The 19,763-nt window shown below is 73.1% G+C and carries 16 protein-coding genes and 1 pseudogene; 13 read left to right on the top strand and 4 right to left on the bottom strand.

What is annotated here, in order from left to right; translation table 11 throughout:
• Positions 1 to 424: 424 nt before the first annotated feature.
• From OG730_RS10030 to OG730_RS09975, 12 genes are all read left to right on the top strand, one after another.
• Complete coding sequence (locus OG730_RS10030; protein ID WP_327303916.1) at positions 425 to 760, top strand: (2Fe-2S)-binding protein; 336 nt, start codon at positions 425 to 427, stop codon at positions 758 to 760.
• Positions 741 to 2,135: an FAD/NAD(P)-dependent oxidoreductase gene (locus OG730_RS10025; protein ID WP_327303915.1), complete on the top strand. Its 1,395-nt coding sequence runs from the start codon at positions 741 to 743 to the stop codon at positions 2,133 to 2,135. The genes OG730_RS10030 and OG730_RS10025 overlap by 20 nt, the downstream gene beginning before the upstream one ends.
• A gap of 87 nt (positions 2,136 to 2,222) precedes the next feature.
• Positions 2,223 to 3,152 carry a dihydrodipicolinate synthase family protein gene (locus OG730_RS10020; RefSeq protein WP_327303914.1) on the top strand — a complete coding sequence of 310 codons (930 nt, stop codon included), beginning with the start codon at positions 2,223 to 2,225 and terminating at the stop codon, positions 3,150 to 3,152.
• A gap of 44 nt (positions 3,153 to 3,196) precedes the next feature.
• Entirely contained in the window at positions 3,197 to 4,201 is a 1,005-nt protein-coding gene (locus OG730_RS10015; RefSeq protein WP_327303913.1) for a proline racemase family protein, read from the top strand.
• Positions 4,198 to 5,229, top strand: a complete 1,032-nt coding sequence (locus OG730_RS10010) for a proline racemase family protein (RefSeq protein ID WP_327303912.1) — start codon at positions 4,198 to 4,200, stop codon at positions 5,227 to 5,229. Before OG730_RS10015 ends, OG730_RS10010 begins: the two co-directional genes overlap by 4 nt.
• A gap of 23 nt (positions 5,230 to 5,252) precedes the next feature.
• A complete protein-coding gene (locus OG730_RS10005; protein ID WP_442815185.1) occupies positions 5,253 to 6,185 on the top strand; it encodes an ornithine cyclodeaminase family protein in 933 nt (310 codons plus the stop codon).
• A 74-nt stretch (positions 6,186 to 6,259) separates the two neighbouring features.
• The gene (locus tag OG730_RS10000) at positions 6,260 to 6,985 is read left to right on the top strand and encodes a GntR family transcriptional regulator (protein ID WP_327303910.1); all 726 of its coding nucleotides are present in this window, start codon (positions 6,260 to 6,262) and stop codon (positions 6,983 to 6,985) included.
• Between the two features lie 580 nt (positions 6,986 to 7,565).
• Positions 7,566 to 9,311, top strand: coding sequence for an ABC transporter substrate-binding protein (locus OG730_RS09995; RefSeq protein ID WP_327303909.1), 1,746 nt, complete (start codon positions 7,566 to 7,568; stop codon positions 9,309 to 9,311).
• Positions 9,312 to 9,333: 22 nt separating this feature from the next.
• Complete coding sequence (locus OG730_RS09990; RefSeq protein ID WP_327303908.1) at positions 9,334 to 10,317, top strand: ABC transporter permease; 984 nt, start codon at positions 9,334 to 9,336, stop codon at positions 10,315 to 10,317.
• Positions 10,314 to 11,300 carry an ABC transporter permease gene (locus OG730_RS09985; protein WP_327303907.1) on the top strand — a complete coding sequence of 329 codons (987 nt, stop codon included), beginning with the start codon at positions 10,314 to 10,316 and terminating at the stop codon, positions 11,298 to 11,300. The genes OG730_RS09990 and OG730_RS09985 overlap by 4 nt, the downstream gene beginning before the upstream one ends.
• Positions 11,300 to 12,319, top strand: coding sequence for an ABC transporter ATP-binding protein (locus OG730_RS09980; protein ID WP_327303906.1), 1,020 nt, complete (start codon positions 11,300 to 11,302; stop codon positions 12,317 to 12,319). The genes OG730_RS09985 and OG730_RS09980 overlap by 1 nt, the downstream gene beginning before the upstream one ends.
• The gene (locus tag OG730_RS09975; RefSeq protein ID WP_327303905.1) at positions 12,316 to 13,347 is read left to right on the top strand and encodes an ABC transporter ATP-binding protein; all 1,032 of its coding nucleotides are present in this window, start codon (positions 12,316 to 12,318) and stop codon (positions 13,345 to 13,347) included. The genes OG730_RS09980 and OG730_RS09975 overlap by 4 nt, the downstream gene beginning before the upstream one ends.
• A 75-nt stretch (positions 13,348 to 13,422) precedes the next feature.
• Here the strand turns inward: OG730_RS09975 and catA are convergent, their stop codons facing one another.
• Together catA and OG730_RS09965 are read right to left on the bottom strand one after the other, a co-directional pair.
• Entirely contained in the window at positions 13,423 to 14,079 is a 657-nt protein-coding gene (gene catA, locus OG730_RS09970) for a type A chloramphenicol O-acetyltransferase (RefSeq protein WP_327303904.1), read from the bottom strand.
• A gap of 108 nt (positions 14,080 to 14,187) precedes the next feature.
• Complete coding sequence (locus tag OG730_RS09965) at positions 14,188 to 16,305, bottom strand: S9 family peptidase (RefSeq protein WP_327303903.1); 2,118 nt, start codon at positions 16,303 to 16,305, stop codon at positions 14,188 to 14,190.
• Between the two features lie 111 nt (positions 16,306 to 16,416).
• Here OG730_RS09965 and OG730_RS09960 point away from each other — a divergent pair, with 111 nt between their 5' ends.
• Positions 16,417 to 17,979, top strand: coding sequence for an MFS transporter (locus OG730_RS09960; RefSeq protein WP_327303902.1), 1,563 nt, complete (start codon positions 16,417 to 16,419; stop codon positions 17,977 to 17,979).
• 22 nt (positions 17,980 to 18,001) lie between these two features.
• Here OG730_RS09960 and OG730_RS09955 read toward each other — a convergent pair whose 3' ends face one another.
• The gene (locus OG730_RS09955) at positions 18,002 to 19,417 is read right to left on the bottom strand and encodes a cytochrome P450 (RefSeq protein WP_327303901.1); all 1,416 of its coding nucleotides are present in this window, start codon (positions 19,415 to 19,417) and stop codon (positions 18,002 to 18,004) included.
• Between the two features lie 138 nt (positions 19,418 to 19,555).
• Positions 19,556 to 19,699 (bottom strand): annotated as a pseudogene (locus OG730_RS44295) (excalibur calcium-binding domain-containing protein); the annotation flags it as partial.
• Between the last annotated feature and the right edge of the window lie 64 nt (positions 19,700 to 19,763).

The following is a 19,763-nucleotide window of genomic DNA, read 5'->3' as shown; positions in this document are numbered from 1 at the left end:
CCGGGGACGCTGTCCCCGGGCCCCTGCGCCTCAAGCGCCGGCGGGGCTGGGGTTGGCCTGGGCGCGGGGTGGCTGCGGGTGGGGGGTCGGTGCCGGGGGCGGGGTGGGGTGTTGGCCTGGACTGCATGATTTAGGCGCCCTGCCCCTTACGTTGACAGTGATTCCGAGTAGTGCGCCACAAATCACGCTTTACGTCCCGGCCAACACCCCACCCCGCCCCCGTCCCCGCCCCCAGCACGCAGCCCCCGACCCCGGCTGGGGGACATTCCAGGCCGCCCGCGCCACTCCAGCCGTCCGGCGTTTGAGGACCGGGGTCCGGGCAGAGCCCGGGGAACGGTGGAAGGGCGGGTAGGGGACAGCCCCGCAGGGCAACCGCGGTGCGGTAAGCGCGCCTAGGCAGAGGAACCGAGGAGGAACGGAAGCGATGAGCGAAGCTACGAGGGGCCGGCGGAGGTCGCCCCGCGACCTGGTGGGCGGCGCCCCCGCCGAGACGTGGAGCCTCCGCTTCGACGACCGCGAACTCCCGGCCCAGTCCGGGCAGAGCATCGCCGCCGTCCTCTGGTCCGCCGGCATCCTCGCCTGGCGCACGACCCGCGAGACCGCCGCCCCCCGCGGAGCGTTCTGCGGGATCGGCAGTTGCTACGACTGCCTCGTCACCGTCAACGGCCGCCCGAACCAGCGCGCGTGCCTCGTCCCCGCCCGCCCGGGCGACCACGTCACCACCCAGGAAGGGACCGGCCGTGACGACCTCGCCGTCTGACTTCCCGTCCGACCTCGCCGTCGTCGGCGCCGGCCCCGCCGGTCTCGCCGCGGCGGTCACCGCCGCCGGCCTGGGACTGCGCGTCGTGCTGCTCGACGCGGGGGAGCGGCCCGGCGGGCAGTACTTCCGCCACCCCGCGCCCGGACTCGGCGCGGCCCGCCCCGAGGCGCTGCACCACGGATGGGCGGACTTCGCCTCGCGCGAGGCGGCCCTGCGCGCGCATGTGTCGGCCGGCCGGATCACGTACCTTCCCCGGCACCACGTCTGGACGGTGACCCCCGGCGCCGCCTGGACCCTGCACGCCGTCGTCGGGCCCGACGAGGCCCCCGCCACGGTGCGCGCCCGCGGGGTGCTGCTCGCCACCGGTGCCTACGAGCGCCAGCTGCCCTTCCCCGGCTGGACCCTGCCCGGGGTCGTCGGGGCCGGCGGGGCGCAGGCCATGCTCAAGGGCGGGCTCGTGCTTCCGGGCAGCCGGGTCGTGGTCGCCGGGAGCGGGCCCCTGCTGCTCGCCGTGGCCGGCTCGCTCGCCGCCGCCGGAGCCCGGGTGCCGGCCGTCGTGGAGGCCTCGGCGTACACCGGCTACGCCGCCCACGTGCCCGCCCTGCTCCGCAACCCCGGCAAGCTCGCCGAAGGCGCCACGTACGGCGGGGCCCTGGTCCGGCACGGGGTCCGCCTGCTCACCCGGCACGCCGTCACCGAGGCCCACGGCACCGACCGGGTCGAGGCCGTCACCGTGGCCCGCCTGGACCGCGACTGGCGCCCGCTGCCGGTTACCGCGCGCCGCATCCCCTGCGACGCCGTGGCCGTCGGCCACGGGCTCGTGCCGCAGCTGGAGCTGGCCACCGGTCTCGGCTGCGCCACCCTCCCGAGCCCGGACGCCACCGTCGCCCTGGAGCTGGACGCCGAGCAGCGCACCTCCGTGCCCGGGATCTGGGCCGCCGGGGAGACCGGCGGCATCGGGGGAGCCCAGCTGGCCCTGGCTGAGGGGGAGATCGCCGCCCACGCGGTGGCGGGCCGGCCGGTTCCGGCGCGCCTGGCCCGTACCCGTACGAGGCTGCGCGCCTTCGCCGCCGCGATGGCCGACGCGCACCGCCCGGGCCCCGGCTGGACCGGCTGGCTGCGCGAGGACACCGACGTGTGCCGCTGCGAGGAGGTCCCGGCGGGCCGGATCCGGGAGGCCGTCGAAGACCTGGGGGCACGGGACGCCCGTACGGTCAAACTCCTCACCCGGGCCGGGATGGGCTGGTGCCAGGGCCGGATGTGCGGACCGGCCGTGGCCGCCCTCGCCGGGACCGACCCCGCGCCCGACCGCAGGCCGTTGTCCTGCCCGGTTCCGCTCCGGCACCTCGCCGCACTTCCCACCGAACTTCCCTGACGGGACCGCCGACAGGGCGGCCGCACCTCTTGTGGCCACGCCATACCCACTAGTAAAATGTCACACATCACCCTAGGGAGCCTTCTCATGACCCACGCGCACACCCCCGCGCCCGCCGGTACGGACACCCGCACCCGCCCCTGGCACGGCATCATGGTCGCCACCACGCTGCCCCTGCGGGAAGACCTGAGCGTCGACCACGACGCCTACGCCGAGCACGTCGCCTGGCTGATCGCCAACGGCTGTGACGGCGTCGTCCCCAACGGTTCCCTCGGCGAGTACCAGACCCTCACCGACGAGGAGCGCGCCGCCGTCGTCCGTACCGCCGTCGAGGCCGCCGGCGACGGCGCCCGCGTGATGCCCGGCGTCGCCGCCTACGGCAGCGCCGAATCCCGCCGCTGGGCCGAGCAGGCCGCCGAGGCCGGCTGCGGATCCGTGCTCCTGCTGCCGCCGAACGCCTTCCGGGCCGACGCGGACGCCGTGCGCGCCCACTACGCCGAGGTCGCCCGCGCCGGCGTGCCCGTGGTCGCGTACAACAACCCCATCGACACCAAGGTGGACCTCGTCCCGTCCCTGCTGGCCCGGCTGCACGGCGACGGATCCATCGTGGCCGTCAAGGAGTTCAGCGGGGACGTCCGGCGGGCGTACGAGATCGCCGAACTCGCTCCGGGCCTGGACCTGTTGATCGGCGCCGACGACGTGCTGCTCGAACTGGCCCTGGCCGGCGCCGTCGGCTGGATCGCCGGCTACCCCAACGCGCTCCCGCAGGCCTGCGCCACCCTCTACCGCGCCGCCGTCGCGGGAGACCTCGACACCGCCCTGCCGCTCTACAAGTCCCTGCACTCGCTGCTGCGCTGGGACTCCAAGACCGAGTTCGTCCAGGCCATCAAGCTCTCCATGGACCTGGCCGGCCGCCCCGGCGGTCCCACCCGCCCGCCGCGCTTCCCGCTCACCGGCGAGATCGAGGCCGGCGTCCGCGCCGCCACCGAGAAGGCGCTCGCCGAGGGCCTCAGCTAACTCAGTCCGAGAGCCGAGAAGTCGAAAAGTCCGAGGGGGACTTCATGCGCACGCGAAACGTCTATCACGCGGTGGACTCGCACACCGAGGGCATGCCCACCCGGGTGATCACCGGGGGCGTCGGGGTGGTCCCCGGCGCCACCATGGCCGACAAGCGGCTCCACTTCATCGAGCACCTGGACCACCTCCGGACCCTGCTCATGTACGAACCGCGCGGCCACTCCGCGATGAGCGGCGCCATCCTGCAGCCCCCGACCCGCCCCGACGCCGACTTCGGCGTCCTCTACATCGAGGTGTCGGGCCTGCTCCCCATGTGCGGGCACGGCACCATCGGGGTCGCCACCGTCCTGGTCGAGACGGGCATGGTGCCGGTCGTCGAGCCGGTCACCACCGTCCGGCTCGACACCCCGGCCGGGCTCGTCAGCGTCGACGTCCGGGTCGAGGACGGGGCGGCCACCGCCGCCACCTTCACCAACGTCCCCGCCTTCTGCGTCGGCCTCGACCTCAAGGCCGAGGTCCCCGGATACGGCACGGTCACCTACGACCTCGCCTACGGCGGCAACTTCTACGCCTTCGTCGAACTCGACGCCCTCGGTCTCCCCTTCGACCGGGAGCGCAAGGGCGACCTGCTCGCCGCCGGCCTGGCCGTCATGGAGGCGATCAACGCCTCGCCGGACCGGCCCGTCCACCCCGAGAACCCCTCCATCGCCGGGCTCAAGCACGTCTACCTCGCCGCCCCCGGCTCCGACGCCCGCCGATCCCGGCACGCGATGGCCATCCACCCCGGCTGGTTCGACCGCTCCCCGTGCGGTACGGGAACCAGCGCCCGCATGGCGCAGCTGCACGCCCGCGGACTCCTGCCCCTGGACACGGACTTCGTCAACGAGTCCTTCATCGGCACCGAGTTCACCGGCCGCCTCATCGGCGAGACCACGGTCGGCGGCCGTCCGGCCCTCGTGCCCACGGTCACCGGGCGGGCCTGGATCACCGGCACCGCCCAGTACTTCCTCGACCCGTCCGACCCGTTCCCCGGAGGGTTCCTGCTGTGACCGTCGTACGAACCGTGGACTACCACACCGCCGGCGAACCCTTCCGGATCGTCGACCTCACCTCCGGCGGAGGGCCGGCCGTGCCCGGGGACACCGTCGCCGAGCGCTGCGCCACCGCCATCGGACCGGGGGGCTCGGGCACGGCCCCCCGGCGCGGCCCCCTGGACGACGTACGGCGGCTCCTCGTGCAGGAGCCGCGCGGGCACGCGGGGATGTACGGGGGCTTCGTGGTCCCGCCCGACGACGACGGGGCCCACTTCGGGGTGCTGTTCTGGCACAAGGACGGCTACTCCACCGCCTGCGGCCACGGCACCATGGCGCTGGGCGCCTGGGCCGTGGACACCGGCCGGGTCGCCGCCCCGGACGACGGGGACGTCCAGGTACGGATCGACGTGCCCTCGGGGCGGGTCGCCGCGACCGTGCACCGCACGGCGGGCCGCACCACCGGGGTCACCTTCCGCAACGTCCCGGCCCGCGCCACCGCCCGCAAGGTGCCCGTCGCCACCACCCTGGGCATGGCCGAGGTGGACATCGCGCACGGCGGGGCCTGCTACGCCTCCCTGCCCGCCCGGGACCTCGGCCTCGAGGTCACCCTGGCCTCGCTGCCCGCGCTCGTGCAGGTGGGGAAGGAGATCCGGGCCGCCCTCGCCACCCACCCCGGGACCTGGCACCCGGACGGGCCCCTGCTCTCCGGGGTGTACGGGGTCACCCTGTACGAGGACCTTCCCGACACCCCCTTCGGGCCGCACCAGCGCAACGTCACCGTCTTCGCCGACGGGCAGATCGACCGCTCGCCCTGCGGCTCCGGCACCTCGGCGCGGCTCGCGCTGCTCGCCGAGGACGGGCGGCTGGGGGAGGGGGAGGACCTGCTGCACGAGTCGGTCGTGGGCACGGTGTTCACGGGCCGCGTCGCCGCGCGGGTGCCGGAGGGCGTGGTCACGGAGGTCACTGGTACGGCGTACCGCACGGGCGAACACCTCTTCAGCGTGGACCCGCAGGACGCGCTCGGCGCGGGGTTCCTGCTGTGATCCCCCAGCTGTCGGGCGCCGAGATGGCCGGGCTGCTGACCCCGGCCGCCGCCGCGGACGCGCTGGCCGGCGTGCTGCGCGGCGGGCTGGACCCGGAGACCTGCCCGCCGCGCAGCGCCCTGCCGGTGCCCGGCGGCGGGGAACTGCTGCTGATGCCGGCCGCCACCGGGGCCTACGCCGGTGTGAAGATCGCCGGGGTGGCCCCGGGGAACCCGGCGCTCGGGCTGCCCCGGATCACCGGGTCCTACCTCCTCCTGGACGGGCCCACCCTGCGCCCGGTCGCCCTGCTCGACGGGGCGGCGCTGACCACGCTGCGCACCCCGGCCGTCTCGGCGCTCGCGCTGCGCCACCTGGCCCCGGCCGGGCGCCCGCTGCGCCTGATGCTGTTCGGCTCGGGTCCGCAGGCGTACGGGCACTTCGAAGCGGTGCACGCGATGCGGCAGCTGGCGGAGGTGGTGGTCGTGGCCCGTGCGGGGTCCGCGGCCGGAGCCGCCGGCGCGGAGAAGCTCGCGGCGCACGCACGGGGGCTGGGCGTCCCGGCCCGGCCGGGGGTGGCGGCGGAGGTGTCCGACGCCGACCTGGTGATCTGCTGCACCACCTCCCGCGACCCCCTCTTCGACGGGCGGCTGATCGCGCCGGGAGCCACCGTGGTCGCGGTCGGCTCGCACGAGCCGGAGGCCCGCGAGGTGGACACGGCGCTGGTCCGGCGGGCGGCCGTGTACGTGGAGTCGCGTGCGGCGGCCCTGCGCGAGGCGGGGGACCTGCTGGTCCCGGAGGCGGAAGGGGCCATCGGCGCCGGTCATATCAGCGGCACCCTGGCCGACCTGGTCGCGGGCCGGATGCCGGGTTCGGGGACGGCGAGTTGTCCACAGCTCTTCAAGAGTGTGGGCATGGCCTGGGAGGATCTCGCTGTGGCGGTCGCCCTGTTCGAGGCGGCCGGGAGCGGTGTCCACTGAGGAGCGAGCGCAACGTGACATTGTACGCTGTTCCTCCGCACGCCGATGGCGTGAGCGGTCTCGGAGGAAATGCAATGGGTGACCTGAAGCAGCACAGTCTCATCAAGGCTCAGGAACGGCTCCGCGACCAGGTCGGCCACGCCCTGCGGGCGGCTCTGATAGCGGGTGAGCTGCGCCCCGGGAGCGTCTACTCCGCGCCCGGCCTCGCGGCCGAGCTCGGCGTCTCGGCCACCCCGGTGCGCGAGGCCATGCTCGACCTGGCCCGCGAGGGCCTGGTGGAACCGGTCCGCAACAAGGGCTTCCGCATCACGGAGGTCAGCGAGCGCGATCTGGACCAGTACACCGAGCTGCGCACGATGATCGAGGTCCCGACCATCGGCCGGATCACGAAGATCGCCACGCCCGAGTCCCTGGAGGCCCTGCGCCCCATCGCGCAGGAGATCGTCACCAGCGCGCGCGAGCACAACCTCATCGGGTACCTGGAGGCCGACCGCCGCTTCCACCTCACCCTCCTGGGCCTCTCGGGCAACGACCGCCTGGTGGAAACCGTCGGCGACCTGCGCAAGCGTTCCCGGCTGTACGGCCTGACGGGCCTGGACGAGGCCGGCAAGCTGGTGTCCTCCGCCGAGGAGCACATCGAGCTCCTGGACCTGATGCTCAGCGGCGACGCGGAGGCGGCCGAAGCCTGCATGACCCGCCACCTGGGCCATGTCCGCTCCCTCTGGGCCCAGGGCCGCGACGAACCGGTGGGCCGCCCCAAGACCCGCCTGGGCACGACCCCCCTGGGCTCGGCCGGCTGACCCCCGGCCCCGCTCCGCCCCGCCCCGCCCCCCGCCCCGGGGGCGGGGCGGGCTCAGTAGTCGGTGCCGAGAAGCTGACGAGCGCCGTCCCGTCGGCCTCGTAGGTCACGTCCGCGTCGATCGTGTAGGCGCCCTTGGTGGTCACGGCCATGGGGTCCCGGAGCACCGTCACGCACAGGCTCGCGCCGCAGCTCGCGTCCTGCGCGAACGCGGGGTCCTCCGGCGCCTGACGGTCGGGGAAGCAGGCGTCCAGCCAGGCGGCGACATCGGCCCGGGGCATCCGCCAAGTCCCCCGGTAGGACCGGTCCAGCACCCCGTAGGACTCGCACGTCGCCCCGTCGCATGCTCGGGAACCTCCGCCCCCGCGAACCGGGTGGCTTCCCGGCACGGCACCTCGTAGGCGTCCTTCCCGGGGCAGGGCCCGCCCGGCGGCGCAGGCCGAACGCCTCGCCGCGCGCACTGATTTGGACACGGCTGGATAACGGTGGATCCAACCGGGGTCCAACCCCTTGTCAGTACAATTTCACATTACTATGTTACCGGTCACATCATAGAGCGCGGCCCTTCACTGGAGTGACCCATGACCAAGCGCACCCAACTCGCCCTCGCCACCGCCCTGGTGGCCGCACTCGCACTCGGCGCATCGGGCTGCTCCGACCCCAAGAAGGGCTCCGCCGCAGGGGCCGGCGCCTCCAACCCCGCCTCCGCCAACGACGGGAAGATCCTCGGCGGCGCACCCGTCAAGGGCGGCACCCTCACCGTCCTGTCCAACCAGGACTTCGCCCACCTCGACCCCGCCCGCAACTGGGTCATGCCGACGATGGACCTCGGCACCCGCCTCCTCTACCGCACCCTGGTCACCTTCAAGGCCGAGCCGGGCAAGGCGGGCAGCGAGCTCGTCCCCGACCTCGCCACCGACCTCGGGACCCCGTCCAACGGCGGCAAGACCTGGACCTTCACCCTGAAGGAAGGGGTGAAGTACGAGGACGGTTCGCCCATCAAGGCCCAGGACATCAAGTACAACGTCGAGCGCTCCATGGCCCCCGACCTCACCGGCGGCCCCGACTACGCGGCCCAGTACCTCGCCGGCGCCGAGGGGTACAAGGGTCCGCTCCAGGGCAAGCACCTCGACTCCGTCAAGACCCCCGACGACCGCACGATCGTCTTCGAACTGAAGCGGCCCGTCGCCGAGTTCTCCGCGACCGCGACCCTCCCCACCTTCGCCCCGGTCCCCGAGTCCCAGGAGAAGGGCACGCAGTACGACGCCCGCCCGTTCTCCTCCGGCCCGTACAAGATCGAGTCCTACGACCGGGACAAGAAGCTCGTCCTGGTCCGCAACGAGCACTGGGACGCCAAGACCGACACCGTCCGCAAGGCCTACCCGGACAAGTTCGTGGTCGTCATGGGCCTCAAGGGCGGTCAGATCGACGACCGGATCATCGCCGGGGAGGGCGCCGACGCCTCCTCCGTCCAGTGGTCCGACATGCGGCCCGAGAGCGCCCCCAAGGTGCTGCCCAAGCCGGACGTCAAGTCGCGGCTGCTCGCCGAGTCCCAGGGCTGTACCGAGATGCTCCAGATGAACAACTCCCGCGCCCCCTTCGACGACCCGAAGGTCCGCGAGGCCATGCAGTACGCCCTCGACAAGGAGGCCGTGGTCACCGCGGGCGGCGGCCCCGCGCTCAACGACATCGCCACCGCCTACCTGCCCCCGGCCCTCTCCGGCGGCAAGCAGGCCGACACTCTGAAGATCGCCCCGTCCGGCGACCCGGCCAAGGCCAAGGAGCTGCTCAAGGCCGCCGGCAAGGAGACCCTGAAGGTGTCCCTCGCCGTCTCCACCGGCGACAAGGGCAAGGCCGAGGCCATCCAGCAGGGCCTGGCCCGCGCGGGCGTCGAGGTGGTCATCGACACCGTCGACCCGGGCGCGTACTACGACGTCATCGGTGACACCACCACCGCACCCGACCTGGTGCTCGCCGGCTGGTGCCCCGACTACCCCTCCGGATCCACCTTCCTGCCCTTCCTCTTCGACGGTCGCGGCATCAAGGCCAAGGGCAACTCCGCCAACTACTCGCAGTTCCGCGACGACGCCACGATGAAGCGGATCGACGAGATCAACGCCATGGCCGACGCCAAGCAGGCCAACCAGGCCTGGCTCGACCTCGACGCCGAGATCATGAAGAAGTCCCCGGCCGTCCCCGTCCTGCTGGAGCGCAAGCCGCTGCTCGTCGGCACCAACGTCGCGGGCGCCTTCGGCCACCCCGTCTGGGTCGGCCAGATCGACTACGCCACCATCGGCCTCAAGGACCCGTCGAAGAGCCAGGGCTGAGGACGCGGGGGCCCCTGACACCATGACCACCACCGCACCGGGCGCTGCCGGACCGGGCGCCGCCCGTCCGGCAGCCCCGGACGGCGCACCGGCCGGGACCGTCCCCCCGGGCAGCAGCCCCTGGCAGCTCGCCCGGCGGGAACTCCGCCGCCGCCCCGCCGTCCGCGTCAGTCTCTGCGTCGTCCTGCTCTTCGTCCTGATGGCCGTCACCGCCCCCTGGCTGGGTGCGCTCGGCGGCTGGTCGCCGGACGAGTTCGACAAGTCCGCCATCGACCCCTACCTCGGCGGCCAGCCGCTGGGCTCCTTCGGCGGGATCAGCCCCGACCACTGGCTCGGCGTGGAACCCGTCAGCGGCCGCGACCTGTTCGCCCGCGTCGTCAACGGCGCCCAGGTCTCGCTGCTCATCGCCTTCGCCGCCACCGCCATCGTGGTCATCGCGGGCACCGCCGCCGGAATCGCCGCCGGCTACTTCGGCGGCCGCACCGACACCGTCCTGTCCCGCCTGATGGACCTGACGATGTCCTTCCCGTCCCTCATCTTCATGATCGCGATGCTGTCGGTGGCCAAGGACGTCAACCGCATCGTCCTCATGACCGTCGTCATCGGCGTCTTCGGCTGGCCCGGCGTCGCCCGCGTCGTCCGCGGCCAGGCCCTCTCGCTCAAACACCGCGAGTACGTGGACGCCGCCCGCGTCGGCGGCGCGAGCTCCTGGCGGATCCTGACCCGGGACATCCTCCCGGGGGTCTCCGGCCCCGTCATCGCCTACACCACCCTGCTCATCCCCGGCATGATCAGCACCGAGGCAGCGCTCAGCTACCTCGGCGTGGGCGTGCGCCCGCCCACCCCCTCCTGGGGCCAGATGATCGCCGAGTCCGTGGCCTTCTACGAGACCGACCCCATGTACTTCGTCATCCCGAGCCTCTTCCTCTTCCTCGCGGTCCTCGCCTTCACCCTGCTCGGCGACGCCCTGCGCGACATCCTCGACCCGAGGGGCGGCCGGACGTGATTTTCTACCTCGCGCGCCGCCTCCTCGCCCTCGCCGGCGTCATGCTGGCCATCGCCGCCGTCACCTTCCTCATCTTCTACGTCCTGCCCTCCGACCCGGCGGCCGCCGCCTGCGGCAAGACCTGCAGCGCCGAGCGGCTGGCCGACGTACGCGCGTACCTCGGCCTCGACCGGCCGCTGTGGCGGCAGTTCGGCGAGTTCCTCACCGGGATCTTCACCGGACGCACCCTGGGCACCGGCCAGTACGCCGTCCAGTGCGACTTCCCCTGCCTGGGCTACTCCTACGAGAACTCCCTGCCCGTGTGGGACCTGCTGATGGACCGGCTCCCGGTCTCCGCCTCCCTCGCGGTCGGCGCCGCCGCCCTCTGGCTCGTCCTCGGCCTCGGCGCGGGAGTCACCGCCGCCCTGCGCAAGGACACCGCCACGGACAAGGTGCTCATGGTCGGCGCGGTCGCCGCCGCCTCCCTGCCCGTGTACTTCACCTCCGTGATGCTCATCTACGGGGTCATCCGCATCGCCGGGCTCCTGCCCTACCCCGCCTACCAGGCCTTCAGCGACAACCCGCTCGCCTGGGCGAGCAACCTGCTCCTGCCCTGGACCGCGCTCGCCCTGCTCTACGCCGCCATGTACGCCCGCCAGAGCCGCGGTTCGATGATCGAGGCGATGGCCGAGCCGTACATCCGTACCGCCCGCGCCAAGGGAATGCCCGAGCGCACCGTCGTGGTCAAACACGGACTGCGCTCCGGGATGACCCCCATCCTCACCATCTTCGGCATGGACCTCGGCGGCCTGCTCGCCGGCGCCGTCATCACCGAGTCCATCTTCGGACTCCCGGGCATCGGCAGGCTGTTCTACGGGGCCCTGGTCAGCTCGGACCAGCCCGTGGTGCTCGGTGTCACGCTGCTGGCCGCCTTCTTCATCGTCGTCGCGAACCTCGCCGTCGACCTCCTGTACGCCGTCATCGACCCGAGGGTGAGGTACTGATGACCCCTCCGACCGCCCCACCCCTGCTCCAAGTCCGCGACCTTCAGGTCACGTTCACCACCCCGCGCGGCACCGTACGCGCCGTCGACTCCCTCGACTTCACGGTCGAGGCCGGCCGCACGCTCGGCATCGTCGGCGAATCCGGCTCGGGCAAGTCCGTCACCTCCCTCGCCGTCATGGGCCTGCACCGGGGCGCCGAGATCGGCGGCTCCATCGCGCTGGACGGACAGGAGCTGACCACCAAGTCCGAGAAGGAGCTCTCCAAGCTGCGCGGCCGCAAGATGGCCATGATCTTCCAGGACCCGCTGTCCAGCCTGCACCCCTACTACACGGTCGGCGAGCAGATCTCCGAGCACTTCCGGGTCCACTTCCGGGCCGGCCGGGCCGCCGCGAAGCGGCGCGCCGTCGACATGCTCGGCGAGGTCGGCATCCCCGAACCCGCCCGCCGGGCCGGGGAGTACCCGCACCAGTTCTCCGGCGGCATGCGCCAGCGCGCGATGATCGCCATGGCGCTGGCCTGCGAGCCCGACCTGCTCATCGCCGACGAGCCCACCACCGCGCTCGACGTCACCGTGCAGGCGCAGATCCTGGAACTGATCGCCGGGCTCCAGCAGGACCGCGGACTCGGCGTCGTCATGATCACCCACGATCTGGGCGTGGTCGCCCGGGTCGCCCACGAGGTGCTCGTCATGTACGGCGGCCGCGCCGCCGAACAGGCCCCGGTGGACGATCTGTTCGCCGACCCGGCGCACCCCTACACCCGGGGGCTCCTGGACTCCCTGCCCCGGCTGGACGACGGCGACGACGAACCGCTGCGGGCCATCCCCGGCTCCCCGCCCTCGCTGCTCGCCCCGGCCCCCGGGTGCGCCTTCGCGCCGCGCTGCGCGGTGTCCGCCGCGGGCGGCGAGGAGGACCGGGAGCGCTGCGCCACGGTGCGGCCCGAGCTCAGACCGTACGGCGACGCCGGACGCGAGGCGGCCTGCCACTTCGCGGGCCCCGTCCGGGAGGTGACCCGATGACCACGGCGAACGAGACGGGCCCCCCCACCGCCCGGGTCCCGGCGGCCCGCGGCGAGGCCGAGGCCCCGCCCCCGCTGCTGCGCGTGCGCGACCTCACGATGGCCTTCCCCGGCAAACGCACCGCGACCGGGCGCCGGGGGGCGCCCGTGCGCGCCGTCGACGGGGTCTCCTTCGACCTGGAGGCCGGCCGGACCCTGGGCCTCGTGGGAGAGTCGGGCTGCGGCAAGTCCACCACCGGGCGGATGCTGGTCCGGCTGCTGGAACCGACCTCCGGAAGCGTCGAGTTCGACGGCAAGGACATCACCCGGCTCTCCCAGCGCGCCCTGCGCCCGCTGCGCCGGAACCTCCAGATGGTCTTCCAGGACCCGCACTCCTCCCTCAACCCCCGCCAGACGGTGGCCCGGATCATCTCCGACCCGCTGCTGGTCCAGGGATCGGGCGCGGCGGACGCCCGCCGCCGGGCCGCCGAACTGATGGAGCTCGTCGGACTGATCCCGGAGCACATCGACCGCTATCCGCACGAGTTCTCCGGCGGCCAAGCGCAGCGCATCGGCATCGCCCGGTCGCTGGCCACCAACCCCCGGCTGATCGTCGCCGACGAACCGGTCTCGGCCCTCGACGTCTCCGTCCAGGCGCAGATCGTCAACCTGATGGAGCGGCTGCGCGCCGAACTGGGCCTGGCCTACGTGTTCATCGCGCACGACCTCTCGATCGTCAAGCGGGTCAGCGACCGGGTCGCCGTGATGTACCTCGGCCGGATCGTGGAGATGGGCGACAAGAAGTCGCTCTACGAGAACCCCCAGCACCCGTACACCAGGGCGCTGTTGTCCGCCGTCCCGCTGCCCGACCCGGCGGCGGAACGGCGGCGCGAGCGGATCGTGCTGCTCGGCGACCCGCCGAGTCCGGCCGCCCCGCCCCCGGGCTGCACCTTCCACCCCAGGTGCCCCGTGGCGCAGGAGATCTGCCGCACCGAACGGCCGCTGCTGCGGACGGTCGCCTCCCGTGAGGTGGCCTGCCACATGGCGTAGCCGCGCCCGCCCGGGGGACCGGCGGGGAACCCGGGTACGGGCAGGGCCCCGGAGCGATGACCTCGCTCCGGGGCCCTACCGCTCCAGCCAGGCCGGGTCCGCGAAGAGGGCCCGCACCTCGTCGACCAGCCGTGCCGTGTGGAAGCCGTCCGCGGCGGCGTGGTGCACCTGTACGGCGAGGGGGAGCAGGGTCCGGCCGTCCCGCTCGGTGTACCGGCCGAGGGTGAAGATCGGCGCCAGGTGGTCCCAGTTGTCCCCGATGTTGAGGTTGAACCCGGTGAAGGATGCCCAGGGCAGGCTCGACACGTCGAACGCGGCCGCCGGAGGCTCCCCTTGGGGGAAGAACTCGGTGGCGCGGCCGTGCTCCGCCAGCAGGGCGGCGGCCACCGCGTGGAACGCGCCGAAGTCGGGATCGTGGGGTGCCCATACGGTCGCGAAGGTCTCGCGCTGCGTGTTGAAGACCGTGAAGGCCGGGTGCACGACGGGCCAGACGGCCGGTTCGCCCGAGGCGGTCAGGCACATCCTGAACTCCTCGTGCCGGTTGACGACCGTCGAGAGGGCCCAGATCTGTGCGACGTAGGTCTTGCGCCGCGATGCGCGCAGCGCTGCCGCGAAAGCGGTGACGTCGAGCTCCACCGTCATCGAGTACGTGCACGGAACGCGCCGCCGGTAGTGCTCGAAGTGCTGCCGGCGCTGCCACGTGTTCAGGTCGATCGGAAGGGGAGCGTGCATCGGGCCAGCCTGGCAGAGGTGCGGGTGCCCCCGGTATCGATTTGCGGGCCCGCGTGCTTGCGGGGGTCCTGCCGTGCGGTCCCGGGCGGGACCGCACGACGGCAGGCCTCAGGCGAGGCCCAGCTCCTTGCGGAAGAACTCCAGTTCCAGCGCCATGACCTTCTCCCGCGTGCCGCCCGGGGTCATGTGGGTGACCCCCGGCAGCGCGAGGAGCTGGTGCGGGCGGCCCGCGTCGGTCAGGGCCTGCGAGAGCCGCAGGGTGTGCGAGGGGTGGACGTTGTCGTCGGCCAGCCCCGTGACCAGCAGCAACGGCCGCCGCAGCCCAGGGGCGTCGGCGAGCAGGCTGTCCCGCTCGTACACCTCCGGGTGCTCCTGGGGGATCCCCAGGTACCGCTCGGTGTACGCCGTGTCGTACTGCCGGAAGTCGGTCGGCGCGGCCCCGGCCGCCGCCGCGTGGAAGACGTCCGGGCGGCGCAGCACCGCGAGCGCGGAGAGGTACCCGCCGTACGACCAGCCGCGGACGCCCACCCGGGTCAGGTCGAGGTCGGCGTGGCGCGCCCCGAGCGCCTGGAGGGCGGCGACCTGGTCCTCCAGGGTGACCTCGGAGAAGCCCCGGTACATGGCGTGCGTGAACCGCGGTGATACGTAGGCGGTGCCGCGGTTGTCGACGGTGACCACGGCGAAGCCCTGGTCGGCCCACCACTGCCGGTGCTGCCAGCGCCGCGGCTCGGCGCTGACGTCCTGCATGCCGGGGCCGCCGTAGCTGTCCATCAGGACGGGCAGCCGGGTGCCGGGCACGTGGCCGCGCGGCAGCACCAGGGCGGTGGGCACCCCGTGCTCGGTGACCCGCTCCAGCACCGGGACCACCCGGTAGGGCAGCGGCTGGGACAGGTCGCCGGGAGCGCTGGACTTCGGGTCAGTGGCCAGACCTTCGGAGGTCCGCAGGACGCGCCGGATCCCGCCCGCGTCGGCGGAGCCGAGCAGCAGCGCCCCGGCGGAGGCGGCCAGGACGCAATGCACGCCGGGCCCGTCCGCGAGCGGGGTCAGCGCGCCCGTGTCCGGGTCCAGCAGGAGCACCTGCTGCTCGGAGGGGTCGCGCTGCCCGGCCTCGATCAGCAGGCGGTTCCCGTGGGCGCCGGCCACCTTGCGGACCTGGAGCCCGTCCCCGGTGAGGAGCACGCCGTCCAGCGCGAGCGCGCGGGCGGCCCCGCCGGGGGTGTCGGCCGAGGTGAGCATCCGGCCGTCGGCCAGGCGCGCCGGGGTGCCGGGGAGCATGGGGTCCACCCACTGGGGGTGCGTGGTGCGCGACAGCTCCCGGGTCCGCCCGGTGACCGGGTCGGCGGAGAGCAGCAGGACGTTTTGCTGGAGCCGGTCCCGCACGGTGAGCAGGATCTCCTCGGGGGAGTCCCACTCCGCGTCGGAGAAGTACGGATGGGCCTCGGTGTCCCAGTCGAGCCGCACGGCGGTGTCCCGGCCCGGTCCGAGGACCCAGAGCCCCACGTCGGCGTTGGGGCCGCCCGCCTCGGGGTACGCGAAGTCCTCGGCCGGCAGCTCCGGGTGCGCCGGGTCGGCGAACCAGCGCCGCTGGAGGGCGGATTCGTCGACGCGGGCGGCCAGCAGACGCTCCCCGTCGGGGGACCACCAGTGCCCCCGGTGCCGGTCGAGTTCCTCGGCGGCGGCGAACTCCGCGACGCCCCAGCGGGCTCCGTCGTCGGGGCTGATCCGGCCGCCGGGGACGGTGTGCAGGGCGTCGCCGGTGACGTAGGCGACGCGCGAGGCGTCGGGGCTCGGGCGCGGATCGAAGACGGGCCCGGCGGTGGGGAGCTCCTTGGGCTGCGCGGGCGCTCCGGAGTCCGCGGCGCGGGCGCCTTCGTACGCGGCACAGTACAGGCGGCCGTAGAGCGCGAACACCGCGGTGCGCCCGTCGGCGGAGAGCGCGTAGGAGCCGATCCCGGCGGCGACGAGCCGCGAGCGTTCGCGCAGCCGGCGCTCGACGACCGGGAGGGGCGCGGGCTCGGGGGACAGCTCGCGGGGGTCGGCGAGCAGGGTTTCGGCGCCGGTGGCGGTGTCCAGGACCCAGAGGCTGTCGAAGGGGTCGGTGGGGCCGGTGGAGCGGAGGAACCACAGGAGCCGGCCTTCGTCGCCGAAGGAGAAGGCGCGGGGGGCCCCGTAGGTGAACCGGGCGGTGCTCGCGGAGAGCCTGAGGAAGTCATCCATGCGATCCATGAAAACAGTGTGTCATGTGAAATACCACACGGTATATATCACACAGCGCATGCCACATGGCCTAGGCCGTTCGAGTGGTGACACCCCGGATACGGGTTTAGCGTCGAAAAAGTGGACCCGAACGCTACGCCGAGCAGTACCAGCACCGGGACCGACGGCAAGGTCCAAGGCAACGACGGTCATCGCGGACTAGCCCTGTTCGTGCTCGCCTCGTGCCAGCTCATGGTCGTTCTCGACATCACCATCGTGAACATCGCGCTGCCGCACATCCAGACCGCGCTCGACTTCTCCACCGAGAGCCTGTCCTGGGTCGTCAACGCCTACACCCTCACCTTCGGCGGGCTGCTGCTCCTCGGCGGCCGCACCGGCGACATCCTCGGCCGGCGGCGCGTCTTCATCTTCGGCGTCCTGCTCTTCGGCCTGGCCTCGCTGCTGGGCGGATTCGCCCAGAACGCCGGCCAGTTGATGGGCGCCCGGGCCCTGCAGGGCGTCGGCGGCGCCATCGCCTCCCCGACCGCCCTCGCGCTGATCACCACCACCTTCCGCGAAGGACCCGAACGCAACCGGGCCTTCGGCGTCTTCGCCGGCGTCTCGGCCGGTGGCGGCGCGATCGGGCTGCTGGCCGGCGGGGTGCTCGTGGAATGGCTCAACTGGCGCTGGGTGCTCTTCGTCAACGTCCCGATCGCACTGCTGATCGCCCTGGTCACCCCGAGGGTGATCCGCGAATCCGCCCGCCGGCCCGGACACTTCGACCTCGCCGGCGCCCTGCTCTCCACCCTCGGCATGGTGGCCCTGGTCTACGGATTCATCCGCGCGTCCCAGGACGGCTGGCGGGACGGGCTGACGCTCGGCTCCTTCGCGGCGGCCGTGGTCCTGCTGACCCTCTTCGTCGTCAACGAGAAGCGCTCGCCCCAGCCCATCACCCCGCTGCACATGTTCGCCGACCGCAACCGGGCCGGCACGTACGCGATCATGCTCTTCTTCGCCTGCGCGATCTTCGGCATGTTCTTCTTCCTGACCCTCTTCGTGCAGAACGTGCTCGGCTTCAGCCCGCTGCGGGCCGGGCTCGCCTTCCTGCCGGTCAGCGCGATGATCGCGGTGACGGCGGGGATCACCTCCCAGGGGCTGCCGAAGTTCGGGCCCAAACCCTTCATGGTGGCCGGCTCCCTGTTCTCGGCCGCCGGCCTGGCCTGGCTCACGCAGACCGACATCCACTCGACGTACCTGGGCAGCATCCTGGGACCGATGCTGCTGTTCGCCGCGGGCATGGGCATGCAGTTCGTGTCCCTGACCCTGATGGCCCTCTCGAACGTCCCCGACCGGGAATCGGGCGCGGCCTCCGGCCTCCTGAACGCGATGCAGCAGGTGGGCGGTTCGCTCGGCCTGTCCATCCTGGTCACCGTCTTCGGCACGGCCAGCCGCAACGAGGCCAGGGACCAGGCGGGCAGCTTCCTGCGCACCGCCACACCCGAGCAGAAGCTCTTCTTCGCCAAGACCAAGCAGTACCCGAAGCCCTGGAGCGACCAGGTCCTCACCTCGGGCGTCAGCGCCGCCTTCGTGGCGGCAGCCGCGTTCACCCTGGTCACGGCGCTGATCGCGCTCTTCGTCATCCAGGTACGGCCCTCGGACCTCGCCCGCCTCCAGGGCAACCACACACCGGCGGCGGGTGCCTGACGGTCAGGCCTCCCCGTACCCCTCAGGTCCCCAGGCGGCGGATGCGGCAGCGCACCGGACTGGTGTTGCGCAGGGTGATCCCGGCGACGACGGAGACTTCGGTGTCCACCGCCTCGAACTCGTAGGCCCGCAGCAGCATCGCCAGCGCGATCACCGACTCCAGCATGGAGAAGTGCTGTCCGATGCAGGCGCGCGGGCCGCCGCCGAACGGCAGCCAGGCGTAGCGCGGCCGGGCCGCCTCCGCCTCCGGGGTGAACCGGTCGGGGTCGAAACGCTCCGGGTCCGGCCAGTATGCGGGATGGCGGTGGGTCACCCAGGGCGCCACGATCACATCGGCGCCGGCCGGGATGGTGTACCCGTCGACCTCGGCCGCGGCGACCGAGCGGCGGCCGATGGCGGGGGCCGCCGGGTAGAGCCGCATGGCCTCCTTGAGTACCTGGGTGAGGTACGGGAGCCGGTCGAGGTCGGCGGCCCCGGGCGTACGGTCGCCCAGCACCGCGGCGATCTCGGCGCGGGCCCGGTCCTGGAACTCGGGATGGCGGGCCAGCAGGTGGAGCGAGAAGGCCAGCGAGGTGGCGGTCGTCTCGTGCCCGGCGAGCAGGAAGATCAGAACCTGTTCGCGCAGCTCCGTCGCGTCGAACTCCCCGTCGTCGTCGCTGCCGGCGGCGGCGAGCAGCGACAGCAGGTCCTCGCCCGCTCCGGCGCCGCTGTCGCTCCGTCGCTCGGCGATGATCCCGTCGCACACCGCGTACAGCTCGTCCATCGCGGCGGCCGCCCGCTTGTTGCCCGGAGTGGGCCAGTCGCGGGGGATGTTGACGGGGGAGTAGCCGCGGCGCATCACGTAGGCGGTGATGACCGGAAAGGACCGGTCCACGACGTCGGCGGTGGCGTCCACGTCGGTGCCGAAGAGGATCCGGGCGACGGCGCGCAGCGCCAGCGTCATCATCTCGTCCGCGACGTCGACGACCCCGTCCGGGGCCGCCTCCCAGGCGGCGAGGGTGGAGGCGGTCTCCGTCGCGACGGCGTCCGCGTACCCGTCCACCCGGCGCTTGGTGAACAGCGGCTGGACCAGCCGCCGCTGGCGCAGGTAGTCCTCGTCCTGGCTGGTGAGCAGCCCGTTGCCGAGGGCGTCGCGGACCTCTTGGTAGATGGCGTTGTCCTTGCGGAAATTGGCCGCCTGCGAGGCCAGGACCTGCTGGGCCCCCTCCGCCGAGAACACGCAGTGCAGCTCGGTGCGCAGCCCCGGCGGACCGGCCGTGATCCGCACGACGTCCCCGTGCCGCTGCCGGGCCCGCTGATACGTACCGAGGGCGTCAGACCTCAGATCGGCGAGCGACCCGAGCAGCGGGGCACCCTCCAGCCGGGGTATCTCCGTACGCTCGCCGCTACCCGCGTCCGTACCCGTACCTGCCCGTGGTGCTCGCGCTGTTGATGCCATGGCTCCGCCCTCAGAACTGTGCCGACAGGCCGATTCTGCGGGCGGCGGCCCGCCGGGTGCGAGGTCTCCCGCCCCATCCGGCCGAATATCGCCGCAGCGCGCGGAGCCTCCCCGACCTCCCTCCTTTTCGCAGGCGATCCCGCCGTTGTCCTTGTCGAGGTGCTTGCCGTAACGGGGCTGGCCGCGCCGGATCGGGGCGGCTTCGCCTTGCCCGTCGCACCGGGGGCCGGGGGTTCCGTCCCCGGCGGCCCGGGGAGGCCCTCCGCGCCGGCTCGAAGGCACGCGGGACGGCCACCCGCCGAAGGATCGTTACGCCACCAACTCGCGGCACCGGCAGGGCAGTCGG

The sequence above is a fragment of the Streptomyces sp. NBC_01298 genome (genome assembly GCF_035978755.1).
GTDB lineage: Bacteria > Actinomycetota > Actinomycetes > Streptomycetales > Streptomycetaceae > Streptomyces.
The sequence above is the reverse complement of the archived record's forward strand: the minus strand, read 5'-3'. Positions and strand labels throughout refer to the sequence as shown.

Coding starts and splice junctions, on each gene's coding strand:
- OG730_RS10000 (WP_327303910.1), top strand. CDS start 6,260: ATGGGTGACCTGAAGCAGCACAGTCTCATCAAGGCTCAGGAACGGCTC.
- OG730_RS09990 (WP_327303908.1), top strand. CDS start 9,334: ATGACCACCACCGCACCGGGCGCTGCCGGACCGGGCGCCGCCCGTCCG.
- OG730_RS09955 (WP_327303901.1), bottom strand. CDS start 19,417: ATGGCATCAACAGCGCGAGCACCACGGGCAGGTACGGGTACGGACGCG.
- OG730_RS10020 (WP_327303914.1), top strand. CDS start 2,223: ATGACCCACGCGCACACCCCCGCGCCCGCCGGTACGGACACCCGCACC.
- OG730_RS10005 (WP_442815185.1), top strand. CDS start 5,253: ATGGCCGGGCTGCTGACCCCGGCCGCCGCCGCGGACGCGCTGGCCGGC.
- OG730_RS10030 (WP_327303916.1), top strand. CDS start 425: ATGAGCGAAGCTACGAGGGGCCGGCGGAGGTCGCCCCGCGACCTGGTG.
- OG730_RS09975 (WP_327303905.1), top strand. CDS start 12,316: ATGACCACGGCGAACGAGACGGGCCCCCCCACCGCCCGGGTCCCGGCG.
- OG730_RS09980 (WP_327303906.1), top strand. CDS start 11,300: ATGACCCCTCCGACCGCCCCACCCCTGCTCCAAGTCCGCGACCTTCAG.
- catA (WP_327303904.1), bottom strand. CDS start 14,079: ATGCACGCTCCCCTTCCGATCGACCTGAACACGTGGCAGCGCCGGCAG.
- OG730_RS09965 (WP_327303903.1), bottom strand. CDS start 16,305: ATGGATCGCATGGATGACTTCCTCAGGCTCTCCGCGAGCACCGCCCGG.
- OG730_RS09995 (WP_327303909.1), top strand. CDS start 7,566: ATGACCAAGCGCACCCAACTCGCCCTCGCCACCGCCCTGGTGGCCGCA.
- OG730_RS10015 (WP_327303913.1), top strand. CDS start 3,197: ATGCGCACGCGAAACGTCTATCACGCGGTGGACTCGCACACCGAGGGC.